Annotated in this window: 14 protein-coding genes; 10 read left to right on the top strand and 4 right to left on the bottom strand. The window is 41.7% G+C overall.

Translation table 11 applies throughout. The features are described from left to right. The first annotated feature begins 8 nt into the window (after positions 1-8). From HWV02_RS15150 to HWV02_RS15125, 6 genes are all read left to right on the top strand, one after another. Positions 9-470: a hotdog family protein gene (locus tag HWV02_RS15150; protein WP_211690598.1), complete on the top strand. Its 462-nt coding sequence runs from the start codon at positions 9-11 to the stop codon at positions 468-470. Next, on the top strand, positions 463-1,188 hold the full coding sequence (fabG, locus tag HWV02_RS15145) for a 3-oxoacyl-ACP reductase FabG (RefSeq protein ID WP_211672260.1): 726 nt from the start codon (positions 463-465) through the stop codon (positions 1,186-1,188). The genes HWV02_RS15150 and fabG overlap by 8 nt, the downstream gene beginning before the upstream one ends. After that, on the top strand, positions 1,188-2,414 hold the full coding sequence (locus HWV02_RS15140) for a beta-ketoacyl-ACP synthase (RefSeq protein ID WP_211688514.1): 1,227 nt from the start codon (positions 1,188-1,190) through the stop codon (positions 2,412-2,414). Before fabG ends, HWV02_RS15140 begins: the two co-directional genes overlap by 1 nt. Positions 2,415-2,540: 126 nt before the next feature. Further along, on the top strand, positions 2,541-3,176 hold the full coding sequence (locus HWV02_RS15135) for an outer membrane beta-barrel protein (protein ID WP_211688512.1): 636 nt from the start codon (positions 2,541-2,543) through the stop codon (positions 3,174-3,176). Between the two features lie 94 nt (positions 3,177-3,270). Beyond that, positions 3,271-3,999, top strand: a complete 729-nt coding sequence (locus tag HWV02_RS15130; protein WP_211688510.1) for a DNA-3-methyladenine glycosylase I — start codon at positions 3,271-3,273, stop codon at positions 3,997-3,999. 11 nt (positions 4,000-4,010) lie between these two features. Then, positions 4,011-4,529: a DUF1439 domain-containing protein gene (locus HWV02_RS15125; RefSeq protein WP_255550363.1), complete on the top strand. Its 519-nt coding sequence runs from the start codon at positions 4,011-4,013 to the stop codon at positions 4,527-4,529. 90 nt (positions 4,530-4,619) lie between these two features. Here HWV02_RS15125 and HWV02_RS15120 read toward each other — a convergent pair whose 3' ends face one another. Then, on the bottom strand, positions 4,620-6,536 hold the full coding sequence (locus tag HWV02_RS15120; RefSeq protein ID WP_211688507.1) for a methyl-accepting chemotaxis protein: 1,917 nt from the start codon (positions 6,534-6,536) through the stop codon (positions 4,620-4,622). 264 nt (positions 6,537-6,800) lie between these two features. Here HWV02_RS15120 and HWV02_RS15115 point away from each other — a divergent pair, with 264 nt between their 5' ends. Further along, positions 6,801-7,133: a PBPRA1643 family SWIM/SEC-C metal-binding motif protein gene (locus tag HWV02_RS15115; protein WP_211676600.1), complete on the top strand. Its 333-nt coding sequence runs from the start codon at positions 6,801-6,803 to the stop codon at positions 7,131-7,133. A gap of 472 nt (positions 7,134-7,605) precedes the next feature. Here the strand turns inward: HWV02_RS15115 and btsR are convergent, their stop codons facing one another. The 3 genes from btsR to HWV02_RS15100 form a co-directional block, all read right to left on the bottom strand. Then, positions 7,606-8,319 (bottom strand): two-component system response regulator BtsR, encoded by a 714-nt coding sequence (gene btsR, locus HWV02_RS15110; RefSeq protein ID WP_211676599.1) that lies wholly within the window; start codon positions 8,317-8,319, stop codon positions 7,606-7,608. 3 nt (positions 8,320-8,322) lie between these two features. Further along, on the bottom strand, positions 8,323-10,014 hold the full coding sequence (locus HWV02_RS15105; protein ID WP_211676598.1) for a sensor histidine kinase: 1,692 nt from the start codon (positions 10,012-10,014) through the stop codon (positions 8,323-8,325). Between the two features lie 471 nt (positions 10,015-10,485). Further along, on the bottom strand, positions 10,486-10,941 hold the full coding sequence (locus HWV02_RS15100; protein WP_211676597.1) for a GAF domain-containing protein: 456 nt from the start codon (positions 10,939-10,941) through the stop codon (positions 10,486-10,488). Between the two features lie 230 nt (positions 10,942-11,171). Between HWV02_RS15100 and HWV02_RS15095 the strand changes: the two genes are divergently transcribed. Genes HWV02_RS15095 through HWV02_RS15085 form a run of 3 tightly spaced genes read left to right on the top strand, consistent with a single transcriptional unit; the run spans position 11,172 to position 16,998 of the window. Then, positions 11,172-12,566 (top strand): TolC family protein, encoded by a 1,395-nt coding sequence (locus tag HWV02_RS15095; protein WP_211688505.1) that lies wholly within the window; start codon positions 11,172-11,174, stop codon positions 12,564-12,566. Next, a complete protein-coding gene (locus tag HWV02_RS15090; RefSeq protein WP_211688503.1) occupies positions 12,563-13,795 on the top strand; it encodes an efflux RND transporter periplasmic adaptor subunit in 1,233 nt (410 codons plus the stop codon). Before HWV02_RS15095 ends, HWV02_RS15090 begins: the two co-directional genes overlap by 4 nt. Further along, a complete protein-coding gene (locus HWV02_RS15085; RefSeq protein WP_370629407.1) occupies positions 13,792-16,998 on the top strand; it encodes an efflux RND transporter permease subunit in 3,207 nt (1,068 codons plus the stop codon). The genes HWV02_RS15090 and HWV02_RS15085 overlap by 4 nt, the downstream gene beginning before the upstream one ends. Positions 16,999-17,068 lie beyond the last annotated feature (70 nt).

Genomic DNA, 17,068 nt, shown 5'->3' with positions numbered 1-17,068 from the left:
CTACAGTAGTGAGAAAATATCCAATTGCAGATGTCTTACCGCATAGCGCACCGATGATCTTAATTGATGAGTTGGTGAGTTATGACGACGAAAACGTCTGTTGCCGAGTGACTATTACGCCCACGATACCTTTCTATGATTGCGCTAAACAAGGCGTACCAAGTTATGTCGGCTGCGAATATATGGCGCAAACCATCGCGGCTTATGGTGGTGCGCATGCACTGGATGATGCTGGTGAGGTGAAAATTGGCTTTCTATTAGGTTCTCGTAAATATAACGCCGAAGTGGGTGTATTTAGAGTAGCGCAAACCTTGTTAATTGAAGCCAAAAAACTAATTCAAGACGAATCAGGACTGTGTGTTTTTGATTGCGTTATAAAAGATGAAGACGATGCGGTGCTAGCAAAAGCTAAAATCAACGTATTCCAACCGCAGGATCCCGCACAATTTTTAAAGGATAATCATGAGTAAACGTATTTTAGTAACAGGCTCAAGTCGTGGACTGGGTAAAGCGATCGCACTGCAATTAGCAAAAGACGGCTTTGATATTACGGTTCATTGCCGTTCTGGCGTTGAAGCGGCGCAGGATACTTGTGCTCAAATTGCTGAACTGGGTCAAAGCACGAGCTTATTACAATTTGATGTGTGCGATAGAGCGGCAGCAAAAGCAAGCATCGAAGCGGACATCGCTGAACATGGCGCGTATTATGGCGTGGTGTGTAATGCGGGTATTACGCGTGATATGGCATTCCCATCAATGGAAGGCGAAGACTGGGATGATGTGATCCGTACTGGCTTAGACGGTTTTTACAATGTGATTCATCCAACGGTAATGCCAATGGTACGCGCTAGAAAAGGCGGTCGTATCGTTACTATGGCCTCTGTTTCTGGCCTCATGGGTAACCGTGGTCAAGTGAATTACAGCGCAGCAAAAGGCGGTATTATTGCAGCATCAAAAGCGTTATCGCTTGAGCTAGCAAAACGTAAGATCACTGTAAACAGTGTAGCTCCAGGGTTAATCGAATCAGACATGACCAATGACTTACCGCTCGATGAAATCAAAAAAATGATCCCATTAAAACGTATGGGTAAACCGGAAGAAGTGGCAGGTACAGTGTCATTCTTAATGTCTGATTGTGCGGCTTATATCACTCGCCAAGTTATTTCTGTAAACGGTGGGCTAATCTAATGAGAAGAGTTGTTGTTACAGGTATGTCTGCGGTCACTGCACTTGGTGACGATTGGGCGACGTTTAAAGCTGGTCTAGAAAAAGGTGAAAATGCTGTTAAAGTGATGCCTGAATGGGATTATCTTGATGGGCTTAATACCCGCTTAGCAGCACCTGTCCTGCATTTTGAAAAACCAGCCCATTATAAGCGTAAACAAGTTCGCTCAATGGGGCGCGTATCATTAATGTCGACACGTGCAACAGAGTTGGCGTTAGAGCAAGCGCAATTATTAGACCACCCAGCATTAACCGATGGTCGCACGGGTATTTCGTACGGTTCATCAGTGGGTTCGACTGAACCACTGGTTAATTTTAGCCGCATGATGGACACGGGTAACATGTCTGGCGTAACGGCGACCAGTTATATCCAAACTATGTCACACACCGCACCAGTAAACGTAGGCGTATTCTTCGGTTTGACGGGACGTGTTATTACCACAAGTTCGGCCTGTACGTCGGGTTCACAAGGCATTGGTTATGCGTATGAAGCGATTAAATTTGGTCGTCAAGATTTGATGGTTGCTGGTGGTGCTGAAGAGCTTTGTATTACCGAAGCGGCGGTATTTGATACCTTGTATGCAACAAGTGTTAAAAATGATACACCAGCGCTCACACCGCGACCATTTGATACTGATCGTGATGGCTTGGTGATTGGTGAAGGCGCATGTACGCTGATTCTAGAAGAGTTGGAACATGCCCTTGCGCGTGGCGCGACGGTTTACGCTGAGATCATTGGTTTTGGTTGTAACTCTGACGGTAAACACGTGACCCAACCAACCGCGGCAACTATGCAAGTAGCCATTGAACAAGCGGTGGAAGATGCCAAGATTGATATCGATGAAATTGGTTATGTGTGCGCCCATGGTACAGCAACGGACCGAGGCGACATTGCCGAAACCATCGCCACTGCCAATGCGTTAGGTAAAAAACCAATCAGCTCATTAAAGAGTTATTTAGGTCATACCCTTGGTGCTTGTGGCGCAATTGAAGCGTGGGCATCAATCAACATGATGCAAGACAACTGGTTCGCACCGACAATCAACTTAGATAATATCGCGCCTGAATGTGGCGATCTTGATTATATTCGCGGTGAAGGCCGTGAGATACACACTGATGTTGTGATGACTAATAACTTCGCCTTTGGTGGGATCAACACATCACTGATATTTAAACGCTGGCATAAATAGCATTTCGAGAATATAAACGCGCCTTACTTTTCATTAAGTTGCGCGTTTTTTGTAATTTTAACTGGAGTAATTGCTCTGCCTGTCGATAATAAGGTTATACCTTAACTAAGTGATGAGTAGACATTGATGTCGATTAAATCTGTTTTATCTGCGGTGAGCTTACTTGCTTTAAGCCCATTGGCTGCCGCGGAGTCTTTTTACCATAGTAATATTGAATTGAGCTATGCAGAAGACACATGGACGTTGAATACAGAAAATGAAATGTCGGAAGATGTACATTTCAAAACATTCATTGATAAAAAAAGTGACATATCAGAAGTCAGCGATGCATCGGCTAAATCAACGGATATTACGGTTGGTTTGTCAAAGACATTTAGGGTTCATGAATATGCGGAGATATATGGTTCGGTTAATCTTGGCGTTAGTGCTTTAGTCGCAAGAATTGAAGGACAAGAAAAAGATAAAACCGTTGCAATATTAACATCACCAGTATTGGGTGTTACGTATTCTACGTCACCTGAGTATGAAATAGATTTTAATGTATCATATGACCTTGTGAACCTCGATCATGAAGTGGATGCTATCCAATCTATTTATAACGCTACAAAATTTAAAGTGGGGGTTAAATACCATGTTAACTCGGCCGTCACAATCAGTGCGGGCTACCACTGGACGGTTACCGAGCAAGACAGGTTAAACCTGAACAATGTTGTATTATCATTCAGGCTTAACCTCGAGCCCGTTGTTATGTTTATGATGTAGCGTTTTTCCTTATCGTTATATTCCTGAACCTTGGTTTGTATTGCTAATTTACTGTACACTTATCCAATACATTTAAACGGTTTAGAGATACGTTATGGAATCATTCGACAAAATATACCACCGTGCCGCGGAACGTAAGGGCGGAGAACAGGCGTTAGCGTATTTATTATCGCAACCACTGACAAATGCCGAACTCGTTACTGTACAAAACAGCGATGTGTTGGCTGAGTTTACCCGTGCGATCTTTAAATCAGGGTTCGTATGGCGAATTATTGAAATTAAGTGGGCTGGATTTGAAGAGGTGTTCTGGGGCTTTGACATTGATAAGCTAATCTTAATGCCTGACGATATGTTAGAGCGTAAAGCGGCTGATGCTAAAATTATTCGTAACTATACCAAGGTAAAGACAGTTCGTGATAACGCGCTGTGGCTCAAAGATATCTGTGACGAACATGGCTCTGTTGCTAAGTGGTTAGCACAATGGCCAGCCGATGATGTCGTGGGTTTATGGCAATATATGAAAAAACACGGCAGTCGTTTAGGTGGTAATACCGGCCCGTATGCATTGCGTCGATTAGGTAAAGATACGTTTATTTTGAGCAGTGATGTGGAAGCTTATTTTCGTGGGCATCAACTCATCGATGGTGGGCTCATGACCAAACGTAGTTTAACCACGATCCAAAACACCTTTAACCAATGGCGACTAGAATCGGGTTACAGTCTGCAAGAACTTAGCCAAATTGTCGCTTATTCTGTCGGTGATAATCGCGTTGGTTTTAGTGGCGAAGTGCAGAGTAATACCGAACTAGAGAGTGTTAAATAATGAAAACTGGTATGAATAAGTTAATCATCACCTTGTTATTAATGTGCACATTTGTATTACCCGCACAGGCGTTAACGGTTAAATTTAGCGAAGCAGAGCTGCAAGAGAAAGTCTTGAGTGTCATGCCGCTAGTGAGAAAAACTTCATTTTTGACGGTTGAACTGAGCAAACCTGTATTGGCACTAGCGAAAGATAAGAATGAAATTGAGCTGCAATTAAATGTTAAACTATTAATGGCAGGATTAGAGTACAGTGGTCATACGCGACTAACGGGATCACTGAGTTATAATTCAGAAAAATCCGCGTTCTACGTAACAAATATGAAGGTGCATGAAGTTAAGGTTGAAGGTATGCCGGACTTGTTTACACCACAAGTGATCCAAATAGCAGAGCAAGTGGTAAATCCAGTACTTAACCAAATGCCAATATATAAACTTAAAGATGACTTAACCCAAACCATGATTAAAGCTGTTCTAGAGTCAATTGAAGTACGTAACAAGGAATTAGTCGCGACACTCAACGTTATTTAATGGTCAAATCTACAATAGATAATGAATAAAAAATACCGCGTAACGCTATGTTAAGCGGTATTTTTAATATATTTAGATCCAGCTAGTCCGCTATAACTTAAATACGCCTACCATATCACCAAGGCGCATCGAAAGATCGCGTAATGCATGACTTGACTTTGCTAAGCCTTCTGCAGTATCTGCTGTGCACTGAGTGATATCATTAATCTCAACGATGTTTTGATTGATTTCATTGACCACTGTTGATTGCTCTTCTGTTGCTGTCGCGACTTGTGTGTTCATGTCCGAAATATGGCCAATACGCTCACCAATAGATACTAGTGCTGTCGAGGTATCGGTTGTCGCGATTGTGCCCTGTGTGGTTAACTCACGGCTTTTTAGCATAGCTGCTACTGCGCTGCTGGCCTCATTTTGTAAGTTATCAATCATTATTTGAATTTCGTTGGTAGATTGATCGGTACGGCTTGCTAAACTACGTACTTCATCTGCAACTACGGCAAAACCACGCCCTTGTTCACCCGCACGTGCCGCTTCGATCGCAGCGTTAAGCGCCAGTAGATTAGTCTGCGCTGAAATGCTGCTTATCACCTCTAAAATGCCACCAATCGCCTGGGTATTATTGGCTAATGAGTCGATAACTTGGCTGACTTCATCCACATCACCTGCAAGCTGGTTAATCACATCACTAGCTTGGGTTACAACGTGTTGACCACCTCGGGTTTCAGTTTCTGCATTTTGGGCTTCAACGGCTGCCGCTGATGCGTTATTAGCGATCTCGTTAACTGTCGCGCCCATTTCATTAATTGCAGTGACGACCAGAAAGGTGCGGTCTCGTTGTTCATGGCTATTATCTAAAGTGATCTGCGCTTGGCCTGCCACTTCTGCTGCTGCCTCCTGGAGCGCTTCACCAGTGCGTGATACTTCTTGCATTGAATCGTGGATTTTAGTGATAAAACTATTAAAGCCCAATGACAATTGCGCAATTTCATCGTGTCCTTGAATCTCAATACGTTGACGCAGATCGCCGTCACCATTACCAAGCTCAGAAAACACACCTGCGATACGTTGAATTGGACGCGTAATGTTGTTACCTAACCAGATGGCGATGAAAGTAAAAGCAAGGGCAATTACAAATGTCCATAACATGATCTTGTTATTGGCTTGCGCTAAGCTGGCAAATGCTTCCTCGGTCGGTAACTCGGCAATCACATACCAATCCATTGATGGGATATAACTACTGGCAATTAATGTATCATGATCCGACACGGTCGTTTCCGCTAGATTGAATGCAGTTTTTTTAAGTAGGGAAGTGGCTACTTGGCTATCATATTGTTGGATTAGGCTGGTCTTACCCATAAGCGCACTGTCATTATGTAGACGGATCATGCCTGCTGCATCCACCAGATAAACAAAACCACTTTGCTCTAGCTTAAATTGATTGATAAAATCGACCATTTCATCGAGGGATTTTGACAGGCCAGACATGCCTTGCCCATTACGTTGCTGGTAGTTAATAAAGAGTTTCATTTCGCCGTTACTTTCTTTAAATACACTCACAGACTGTTGCTGACTACTGTTGGTAAAGTCAAAAAACCAGTTATCTTGTTGACGATTCAGCTGACGTAAAAACCCGTTTTGATTCCAGTAGTCACCGGTTATACGGTTAGCAAAGGAAGCATCAATAAGCTGATATTGGCTTTTTACATCGTTAAGCACTTGCACAAGCTGTGCTTCTTGCGCAGGGGTTCGTTCCGTTTGTAATAACTCAAGCATAAATCGGTTGCTCGCCACTTGCTGGGCTGCCTGCTGTAAGCTTGATATCTCTTTATCAACCTGATTGCGGATCTGCATTAATTTAGCGGGTAGTTCAGAATTGGTTAAGCGTGTTTCAATGACTTCTTTGGCTAGGTTTTGACTCACGAACCCGACGAGTAAGGTCGCGGTAATAACGGCACTAATCATAGCTATGATCAGTTTTTGCTTGATACTAAATTGACTTAAATTCATTAGGGTATTGTCCTGGCCTATCGATAAGGGAATTCAAATGTAAAATGTTGCTGGATTTCAGTAATAATCAGCACTTTAATTTGAATTATTATAATTACAGTTTAACATTATGCGTTAATTAACTTGGTTAACGGCATAAATAACGAAACCTTTAGCGATATAGACGCGGTTTTAATTAATTAACTAGCCTAGTGTTTAAAAGATGGCAGTTTTATAGTATAAGAGCCCACTGAATTAAGAATATCTAAAAATTAGGAACTGCAGATGTCTAAAATGTTTTTCAAAGGTCGTATTGACGCGAGATTAAATCACGTTAAATCTGGCTATAACACTAAACGTGATATTAAGCTTGGGACTGACGAGTTACCTTTAAATTTGACCGTGCAAACACCAGAGCGTAAAACTGAAATTGAAGTAATTTTAGCTGACACCAAATTAGTCGCGAACATTGAAGTAAATGCAGACAAAGAAGAAAACACCCGTGATTTAGACGGTATGTTAAATAAGCCAAAAACAACTGTATTCGAAAAAACGCCTAACCGTAATGATCCTTGCTCATGTGGCAGTGGTAAAAAATACAAAAAATGTTGTGCTTAATTTATAGTGACCGTCACTTAATTAAATAACGTTTGCCTTAATTGTGCATTAAGCTCTTAGCCATATGGTTAAGGGCTTTTTTTATGTCTGCCGTTTAATGTTCAATGTAACGATTAGTTTCAATAATTGAACGATTTTACCGGTAACATCGACCACTTAAGTCGCCATACAACCACTGACATAATCAACACTATTAATATAGCGTTATCTTACTAAAATTACGCCCATATAAATAAGGAGATCTATATGAGTTTGTTGTATTTTTTTTGGTGGCTTGCGTCCATCAATTAAACTCGTACAGCACTGTTGCTGACAAGGATGCAAAGGAGATTGGATATAGATCAGCCTGGCAGGGGTGAAAGAAGTGCTTCTACACATTAAGTAATGTTTCTTTATATTCAGTCTTTAGCATAAAAATAGCCTTATTCACTTTCGTGGTAAGGCTATTTTTTTGCCGTTGAATTCCGAATGCTTATACAATACCAAAGCTTTGTTTTAATAGTTTTAGGTAACGGCGGCTTACGGGTAACGTTTTACCACTTGTCGTCACGATTTCAGCTAAACTATTATCCAATAGTTGTATCTCTTTAATTGCTTTTAGATTAACAAGGTACTGGCGATGACAACGAATTAAAGGGGTCTTTTCTTCTAGTACCTTCAATGTTAATTGGCTCGTTGTTTCTTGCTGGCCGGTATTAATGTACACACCAGATAATCCGCTGTATGCAAATTCAATATCTTCAGTGGCTATAATGAGAATACGGTTGTGACCAGTGCAAGGAACTTGCGCCAACTGTTTATGCTCTATCGCAGTGTAGTTTTGCGGTGTTGTTGACTTGACTAACCTGTCTACCGTTTTTTGTAATCGCGCGGGATCGATAGGCTTAAGCAGATAATCAAAAGCGTTCTCTTCAAAAGCCTGCAAAGCATATTGATCATATGCTGTTGAAAACACAACTTTAGGCATGTTGTCAGGGTTAAGCATCGAGAGCATCTTAATGCCCGTAATCTGTGGCATCTGAATATCTAAAAATATAATGTCGGGCTTTAACTTGTTAATGAGTTGCAAGCCTTCGATTGCATTTTCTGCTTGTTGAATTACTCGAATCTGTTTGGTTTCATGTAATAATTCGATTAACTCTTCACGAGCATACTGTTCGTCGTCAATGACGATAGCATTAAGCATGAGCTAGTGTTCCTTATTATTAATTGTTATCGTGCTTATCGGTAGTAAAAATGATATTTGAGTTAGCTTATTTGCTATGCTTGAAATCTGTAAACTTGAACTGCTATTAAAATGATTAATTAGTCTTTTATCTACTATTTTCAGTCCTAACCCTTTTGAATCTTCTTTTGTTGTGACATATGTACCCGCATTGTCGGTGACAAAAATAAGCGTTCCTTTCGCTGTTTTTTTACTGTATATCTCTAATTTACCGGCTCCTAGCATAGTTGAAATACCGTGCTTGATGGCATTTTCGATGAGGGGTTGTAGAGTAAAACTCGGTAGTCTTATATCCATCAAATCTGGGTCGATATCAATATTGACCGTTAATCTATCTGTTAATCGGGCTTGTTCAATGGTCAGATAAGCGTTTACGTGAGACAGCTCTTCACGCAGGGTTACCGACTCAATGTTCTGTTTAAGATTACTACGGAAAAATTGTGACAGGTGCTGGATCAAAGCTCTGGCTTTATCTGGTTCACGACGTGTCACAGCACTAATTGTTGTTAGCGCATTAAATAAGAAGTGTGGGTTAACTTGAGCATGTAATAATTTAAGCTCAGCTTGTGTTAATAGTGTTTGTTGCTGCTGGTAGTGACCAAGTAATATCTGGCTCGACAGTAATTGTGCGATCCCCTTTGCCATCGATATATTGATATTAGACAGTAGCTTTCGGTGTAGTTCGTACAATTTAATTGTGCCTACGACCTCATTGTTACCATTACGTAACGGTAAGATTAATGCTGAGCCTAATCGGCATTTTTCATCAATAGGGCATCGGTAGATAGTTGTGCTGTTTAGGTCTACGATGCGGTTTTCATTAATCGCTTGTTGAGTATAATTTGAAATGGGCACATTCGCTTTATGATGTCGTTCACCAATACCAACAAAGGCTAGAATGTTGTGCCTATCTGTAATAGCTATCGCACCGACATTCGTTTCTTCATAAAGAATGTTTGCTATGGTTTTCGCACTTTCAGTATCAAGACCTTGATTAAGAATGCCGACACTGCGATCTGCAATTCTTAATGCGCGTTGTGAAAATGCGGTTGAATACTTTTCAAAAATAGATTTTCTATCCTCGATAATACTCATAAATAAGACTGCACCAATCGTGTTTGCGGTGATCATAGGTAGCGCTATTTGACTGACTAATGCGAGTGATTGATCGTAAGGTTTGGCGACCGCAAGTAAGATTGCCATCTGTGTTAGTTCTGCAATCAAGGTAATTAAAAAAATAACGTGTGGTTTAAATAGGTCATTAATTTTATTTTTACGTAACAGATATATGTGAAAAAAACCACCAATCAAGCCTTCTATGGATGTCGAAATAGCGCAAGCGAGATCAGTAAAGCCACCCATAAAATAACGATGTATACCACCTGTCATGCCGACGGCTAATCCAACAATAGGGCCGCCAAATAACCCCCCCATTACAGCGCCGATTGCGCGGGTATTCGCTATTGCATCTTGGTATTGCAAACCAAAATAACTACCCATGATGCAAAATATCGAAAATAAAAGATAACAGCTAAGTTTATGCTCCCAGCGTGAGGATATATTTAATAGAGGCATGAAAATAGGTGTTTTGCTGAGTAGATAAGCGAACACGAGGTAAACACACATTTGTTGTAATAGAGAGGGGATCAAATCCATAATGTCATCTCAATTTTATTGATTAATAACAAACAGTAACGATAATTATTTTCATCTTGAGTATTGAATGCGCTGTTCATTTATGAATGAGGCAGCATACTACACACTTACTAAAAAAACCTATTGAATTTAATCATTTAGCTTAGTTTAAGTTGTTTTTTGACCGAAAAATAGCAGTTAGCTTAAATCAGGAACAGTTTGCTTATACCTTTTACATAATAAGGAGTATAAAGTTAGTTATATCAATAATATATCTATGGTCTTTAGCAGGGTTAACGTAACGCGATTTGAAGAGCCATACTATCGCAGTGTATCTGGATTTAGATAATTCAAAAGGAATTAATGAAACGTTTGATCATTGAAAAGGTGACTAGATGCGGATTAACAGCTTTATAGCAGTAATAAAAAACGCAAAGTGAGCGTTAATAAGGACGTTAGCAACATAATATATGCTGCTAACGTTGAGCATCATTAGAATGCTAATTCGATATCAGCTTTCAATTGCACTAACTCACTGCATACCGATGGTGAACCTTCGTTAAAATCAAATGTTTTATCATTTAGGGCACAAATTGTCCCAACGACAACCCCTTTAGCCATCAATGGAAACCCAAGATAAACACCGAGATTAAATTTCACGTAATCTTCGTTGCCTTTCCATTCTTCATCAATACTTGCATCTGGGATAAATACCGGCTGCGCAGTATCGACAACACGTTCGCAATACAGTTCGTGGCAACCTGGCTGCCGACTTTTGGGGCCACAGTCTCCCACATTATAAATAGGTTGTTCATTGGCAACGACAACTTCCATTGTGTCGGGTTTTGACTCCATGATCAGGATTGAATGTAAGCCTGAATGATTGGCGAGCGTATTTAGACGATCTTGCCACTCAGAGAATGATTGTTTGATGTTAACAAATGGCATATTTAATTCCTTATATCCTTATTTGGAGTTAGTTTTAATTATACGTCTTAAGTGTGTTTTTTTAGTTGATTAGATCTCATTTTTACAATTTTAACAGTAAATTTTTGTCAGTTATATGATATGTGAATAAACATATATAACTGTGTTTATTGTGTTTTATTTACCCGTCTTAACCCTATCTTAACCTTCCATTTTTTATACTTGCCTTAGTAAAATTGAGGAGATAAACAATGGCTTATTCTAGTCCATCACGATATTCAGTGTTAGCACTACGTCATTCAATGTTAGCACTTACTGTTGCAGCGGTTGTTGGCTGCAGTAGCAGCACGGTTAATTATAAGCAAAGTGCTGATTCAGCGCTGACTGAAATAACACATTGGCAATATCAACAACAAGATGCCGTTGATATTACGCAATTAACTGAGCTGATCGCGATACCTGAACTGACTAGTTTAGTCGAACAAGCGATATTGCAAAACCCAAGTTTGCAACAAACTGCAATTTCTTTGCAAATTGCTTATGCACAGCAAGGTGTGGCGGAAAGTGAACGAATTCCGCAAGTGAGTGGCGGATTTAACGCTGAGAGGGCTGATGGGGATACAAGTTATAAAACTGACATTAGCGTGAGTTGGGAACTTGATATCTGGCAGACGCTCAGTGATGAAGTCGCTGCTGCAGACATGGATATTAAAAACTCAGAGGCGACTTATCAGGGCGCTCGAGATGCATTAGCGGCAAATATCATGCGCAGTTGGTTACAAATTAATTTACAGCAACAATTAATTACTATTGAAATTGCTCGTTTAGCAGTATTAGAGAACAATGAAAATTTTGTATTAAGCCGCTATCGGAGTGGTTTAGGGGCTCTTGAAGAGCTAGATAATGCACGTACAAGTAGCGCGCAGACCCGTGCAACGTTAGCAGAAAAGCAAGAAACCTTAGCGAAAAACCAACGTAACCTAGGATTGTTGTTAGGGCACTCCACTGGGATTGAAGTAGGGCGTGATTTCCCTAACGTATTGCAACCATTAGCGGGTTTACCGGAACAAAATTTAGGTCGCCGTCCCGATTTACAAGCTGCTTATGCAGAGATTAGTGCTGCACAATATCGAACGGATGTTGCTTATAAAGCCTTGTTACCGTCAATCAATTTATCCGCGTCGTTAACCGATATTGCCAATTCACCCAGTGAAGCGTTATTAACAAGTCCGGTATGGAGCTTATTAGGCCAACTTACAGCCCCTATATTCCAAGGAGGTAAGTTACGTAGCCAAATTGAAATAGCGGAATTGACGACCGAGCAAACATATTGGGCTTATCAAGAAACGCTCTTAACAGCGGTGAACGAGGTTGAAAATAGCCTGGGCCAAGAGCAGTCGTTAAAACGTCAGCAGCAACACCTTAATGACGCGTTGACGAGTGCGAAGCGTAGCGAGGCTAACTATCAAACTAAATACCGCCAAGGGCTGGTGGATATATTAGATCTGCTTACCGTACAGCAACAAACTTTTGATCTGCAATCGAAATTGACACAAGCCACCTATAACCGACTGGTTAATCGTATTGATTTAGGACTGGCCTTAGGGCTTGGCATCACAACAGACAATGCTGGAGAAGCATCATGAAAAAGAATGTTATTACTATCGCGATCACATTAGCGGCCGCAGCCAGTATTTTTGTCGTAATGAGTTATAACGGTGCCAAAATGGATACTGCGAATAGTGCTGTTCATACGCCTGTTGTTAAAGCTGTTGTGCAATTACCCGAAGTCACGGTGATGGCCGTGACTAAAGGCAGTTACCAGGCTGAAGTGATTGGTTATGGTGAGGCAAAATCGCGTTATCAATTAACCCTCACCAGTGAAGTCAGTGGTCAGGTCGAATCCCTCGGACAGAGTTTTGCGACAGGCAAGCAGTTCAAGCGAGGCGAAGCGGTTATTAAAATTAATGATATTGATTATCAGCAAGCCTTCAGCAGTGCGCAAGTGGCAGTCGCCGACGCTAAATTAGCCTTGTTAGAAGAGAAGCGTCAAGGCCAGCAAGCACGTCTGGAATGGCATAACTCCGGTATCAGTGGAGATCCTGATTCCCCGTTGGTATTACGTGAACCGCAGCTGATTGCCGCTCAAGCCACGTTTAAAAATGCTCAAAGCCAGTTAACTAAAGCACAACGTGATTTAGATAAAACCGTCATTACAGCGCCATTTTCAGCGTTAGTGGTGAGTCGAGATGTGCAATTAGGCAGTTATCTGCAAGTGGGTAATAGTATTGCGACCTTATACAGCACAGACCGCATGGAGATTGAGATCCCATTATCGGCGCATCAATGGTCAAGTTTACCGAACATCAGTGGGGCAGTAGAGGGTCAATGGCCAGTTACCTTAACGAACACTACGGGTGATAGCCAGTGGCAAGGTTACGTTGAACGTGTCGAACAGCATCTTGATAATAACAGTCGTCAACGTGCCTTGGTCGTTGTCGTTGAACAGCCGTTAGCACAGCAAACACCACTATTTCCGGGTACGTTTGTGACGGCTACAGTACAGGGTAAAGCGCTGAATGATCTATGGCAATTGCCTGCGTCGGCGATATCACAAAATGGCGAAGTTTGGTATATAGGTGCAGATGGTCACTTGGCTACTTTCACTGCCCAGCAGCAGTTTGCTCAAGGTGAATTAAGTTACATTAAGCCAATGGCGGGGATGGACAGTGCCAACATTATCATTCGTCCATTAAACAGCTATGTGCAAGGCATGCAGGTGATCGCGAAGTTAACCAATCAAAGTGATGTGCAACTTGCAGATGCCTCTGTCGTCTCTGATGTGACGATAAATAACGCGAGTGTGAAATTATGAGTGAACAACATAGTGATTTAACAACTCGTCCGTCACAACCTAGCGAATTATCTACTATGAATCCATTGCAGGGGGTCATTAACTGGTTTGCCACCAATTCCGTAGCGGCTAACTTACTACTAATTAGTATCATCCTCCTTGGGGTAATGGCATTAGGAAACTTACGCAAAGAAGCGTTTCCGAGTATTGAACCAGATACCATTCGTGTATCGGTTAACTACGACAGTGGTGACGCCAAACAAGCGGAGGAGGGCATCGCGATCAAGATTGAAGATGCGCTTGAAACCGTCGCTGGTATTAAGCGTATTACTTCGACATCTAACGCGAACGGTAGCTCGGTTAGTATTGAAAAAACCAGTGGTTATTCACTCGATACTTTACTGACTGATGTGAAAACCAATGTTGATGCGATCAATAATTTCCCTAGTGATGCTGAAAAACCTGTAATAGATAAAGCACGTCGTCAGGATCATGCTTTATGGGTGCAGCTATACGGCGATGCTGATCGCGCAACATTACAGGCTTTAGCGGAAAAATTAAAATCCAACCTGTTAGCAAAATCAGGTATTCGTGATCTAGAGATTAAAGCTAAAGTTGAACCGATGATCTCTGTTGAAGTTGATGAAGCCAAGTTACAAGCATACGGACTAACTATTGCAGATATTTCTGCAGTGATCAATGCTGAATCTGCCACGCCATTAACGACCAGTTTACGTAATGGTGAAAAAGTGATGCGCTTAAAAGCATCATCGCAGGCGTATCAGCAAAGTGAATTCGCGAGTATTCCGGTGATTACCAGTAGCAGTGGTGGTGTTATTACCTTAGCGGATATCGCGACAGTTACGGACTCGTTTGCCGATGATAGCTACACATTATCCCGTTATGATCAACAAAATGGCATGGCGATTGAGATTGTGATGGATGATAATGGTGACATTACCCAGATTGTGAAACAAGCGCAGGAAGTCGTTGATGAATGGCATGCGCGTGGGTTATTACCTGCCGATGTTGAGCTGGTGACTTGGTACGATCAAAGTAACACTATTACAGACCGCTTATCACTGTTAACCAAGAACGCGTTAACTGGTATTGCACTGGTGTTTATTGTGCTAGCGCTATTCTTGAATATCCGCGTTGCATTTTGGGTTGCTGCGGGTTTACCGTTTGTGTTATTCGGCACCCTGTTCTTTATGCAAGATGCTTTTGTTGGTTTGACGATTAACGAGATGACCACCTTTGGTTTTATCATGGCGCTCGGTATTGTGGTTGATGATGCAGTGGTGATCGGTGAAAGTATTTATACCACCCGTAAAGAAGAGGGCGATACTGTCGCCAATACGGTAAAAGGCACAATGAAAGTCGCTATCCCGACTTTGTTTGGTGTATTGACAACTGTGGCAGCGTTTGTTGCGATTGCCAATGTTGACGGTAATCTTGGTAAGATCTATGCGCAGTTTGCAGGTGTCGTGACGATCTGTTTATTGCTGTCGATGGTGGAATCTAAATTAATCCTACCGTCGCATTTAGCGCATTTAAACACCGCTCGTCAATCGACAAAGGGCATTAAAGGTGTGTGGGTACGTATTCAAAATACCGCTGATGCAGGGTTAAACTGGTTTAATGTACGTATTTACCGTAACGTGATTGAGTGGTCATTAAAATTACGTTATGCCGTTATCTTAGCCTTCATCGCATTGTTTATTCTGGTGGTTGGCTTGCCATTAACGGGCAGTGTACGCGTTACATTTTTCCCTGATATACCAGGTGAAGTAGTGAGCGCTGACATGGTGATGCAAAATGATGCCAGTTTTGGTCAAACCAACACGAATTTACTTTGGATAGAGCAAGCCGCATTACAGGCGGATAAGAATCTATTAGTTAAATACGATGTTGTGGCGACCAGCGAAAATAGCGAGATTATGAGTTTACAGGTCCTTGCTGAAGATGACAGTTCGGGTACGTTGACGGTAGAACTGGATGCTGACTCTGTTTATCCGTCAACTGAATTTACTGCAGAGTGGCAGGCGTTAGTAGGTTCACCTGAAGGGATTAAGAAGCTTAAATTTCTTGCTAGTAAACACATGGTCGATAACTTTAAAGTCGAGTTAAAATCGTGGGACAATGCGACGGTGAAAGCCGCAGGCATACAGTTTAAAACTGCGTTAGAGTCGATATCAGGTGTGAGCGGTATTGATGATAATCTTAACCCTGGTCAGCCACAGCTACGGTTTGTATTAACAGAGCAAGGCCGTAGTTTAGGCATGGATACGGCGACGTTGTCGCAACAAGTATTGCAAGCATTTGGTGGTGATATTGTACAGCGTTTCCAGCGTGATAAAGATGAAGTGAAAGTGCGTGTTCGTTATCTTGAAGCGCAGCGTCAAACATTAGCGGATATTATGCAAGCGCGTGTGCGTACGCCAGACGGTACGGTTGTGCCTCTGAGTAGTGTGGCGAGTATTAGTAGTGAATATCAAGAAGATGAGATCACCCGGATTGATAGCTTACGTACTGTGTATCTCACTGCATCGGTGGACAAATCGATATTAGCATCGAATGAGTTGGTGGCGAATTTACAGCGTGATTTAGTGCCAGAGTTAACGCGTCAATTCCCTGAGCTAAATATACATTTTGCGGGTGAAGCAGAAGAGCAGGGGGAAACAACAAGTTCGATGATCTCGGTATTTGTTGGCGCGCTGTTGGCTATTTACGTATTACTGGCTATTCCATTAAAATCGTATGTGCAACCTGTGCTTATTATGTTTGCGATCCCGTTTGGTATTGTTGGGGCTATATTAGGACATTGGCTCAATGATCTGACCATTAGTATTTTATCGTTAAATGGTATTCTGGCGCTCAGTGGCGTGGTGGTGAATGACAGTTTGTTACTGGTCTCGCGTTTTAATGAGTTGATGAAAGAGGCTAAAATGTCACTACACGATGCTATTGTGACGGCTTGTAGTAGCCGTTTACGCGCGGTGTTATTGACCTCGGTGACTACGTTTGTTGGTCTTGCGCCATTACTCGGTGAAACATCGACACAATCACAGTTCTTGATCCCAGCTGCGGCATCATTAGGATATGGTATTTTGTTTGCTACCTTGATCACCTTGGTATTGATACCTGCGTTATTGTTCATTCAATATGAAACTAAACAGTTTTTCGCTAAAATGATGGGGAAAGGTGAAACGAGTCTAGGCTAGACGCAGACTCAATTGGTCGAGTCAGTCAACAACAGCTGTTTTATGTTGGCGGACTCCCCTGATACGGGCG

It is taken from the genome of Moritella sp. 28, assembly GCF_018219435.1.
Lineage (GTDB): Bacteria > Pseudomonadota > Gammaproteobacteria > Enterobacterales > Moritellaceae > Moritella.
This window is presented reverse-complemented; position numbering and strand designations above follow the sequence as displayed.

What these genes read in the sequence shown, in the direction of transcription:
- fabG (WP_211672260.1), top strand. Translation starts at nt 463, where the DNA reads ATGAGTAAACGTATTTTAGTAACAGGCTCAAGTCGTGGACTGGGTAAA.
- HWV02_RS15140 (WP_211688514.1), top strand. Translation starts at nt 1,188, where the DNA reads ATGAGAAGAGTTGTTGTTACAGGTATGTCTGCGGTCACTGCACTTGGT.
- HWV02_RS15135 (WP_211688512.1), top strand. Translation starts at nt 2,541, where the DNA reads ATGTCGATTAAATCTGTTTTATCTGCGGTGAGCTTACTTGCTTTAAGC.
- HWV02_RS15130 (WP_211688510.1), top strand. Translation starts at nt 3,271, where the DNA reads ATGGAATCATTCGACAAAATATACCACCGTGCCGCGGAACGTAAGGGC.
- HWV02_RS15125 (WP_255550363.1), top strand. Translation starts at nt 4,011, where the DNA reads ATGAATAAGTTAATCATCACCTTGTTATTAATGTGCACATTTGTATTA.
- HWV02_RS15120 (WP_211688507.1), bottom strand. Translation starts at nt 6,536, where the DNA reads ATGAATTTAAGTCAATTTAGTATCAAGCAAAAACTGATCATAGCTATG.
- HWV02_RS15115 (WP_211676600.1), top strand. Translation starts at nt 6,801, where the DNA reads ATGTCTAAAATGTTTTTCAAAGGTCGTATTGACGCGAGATTAAATCAC.
- btsR (WP_211676599.1), bottom strand. Translation starts at nt 8,319, where the DNA reads ATGCTTAATGCTATCGTCATTGACGACGAACAGTATGCTCGTGAAGAG.
- HWV02_RS15105 (WP_211676598.1), bottom strand. Translation starts at nt 10,014, where the DNA reads ATGGATTTGATCCCCTCTCTATTACAACAAATGTGTGTTTACCTCGTG.
- HWV02_RS15100 (WP_211676597.1), bottom strand. Translation starts at nt 10,941, where the DNA reads ATGCCATTTGTTAACATCAAACAATCATTCTCTGAGTGGCAAGATCGT.
- HWV02_RS15095 (WP_211688505.1), top strand. Translation starts at nt 11,172, where the DNA reads ATGGCTTATTCTAGTCCATCACGATATTCAGTGTTAGCACTACGTCAT.
- HWV02_RS15090 (WP_211688503.1), top strand. Translation starts at nt 12,563, where the DNA reads ATGAAAAAGAATGTTATTACTATCGCGATCACATTAGCGGCCGCAGCC.
- HWV02_RS15085 (WP_370629407.1), top strand. Translation starts at nt 13,792, where the DNA reads ATGAGTGAACAACATAGTGATTTAACAACTCGTCCGTCACAACCTAGC.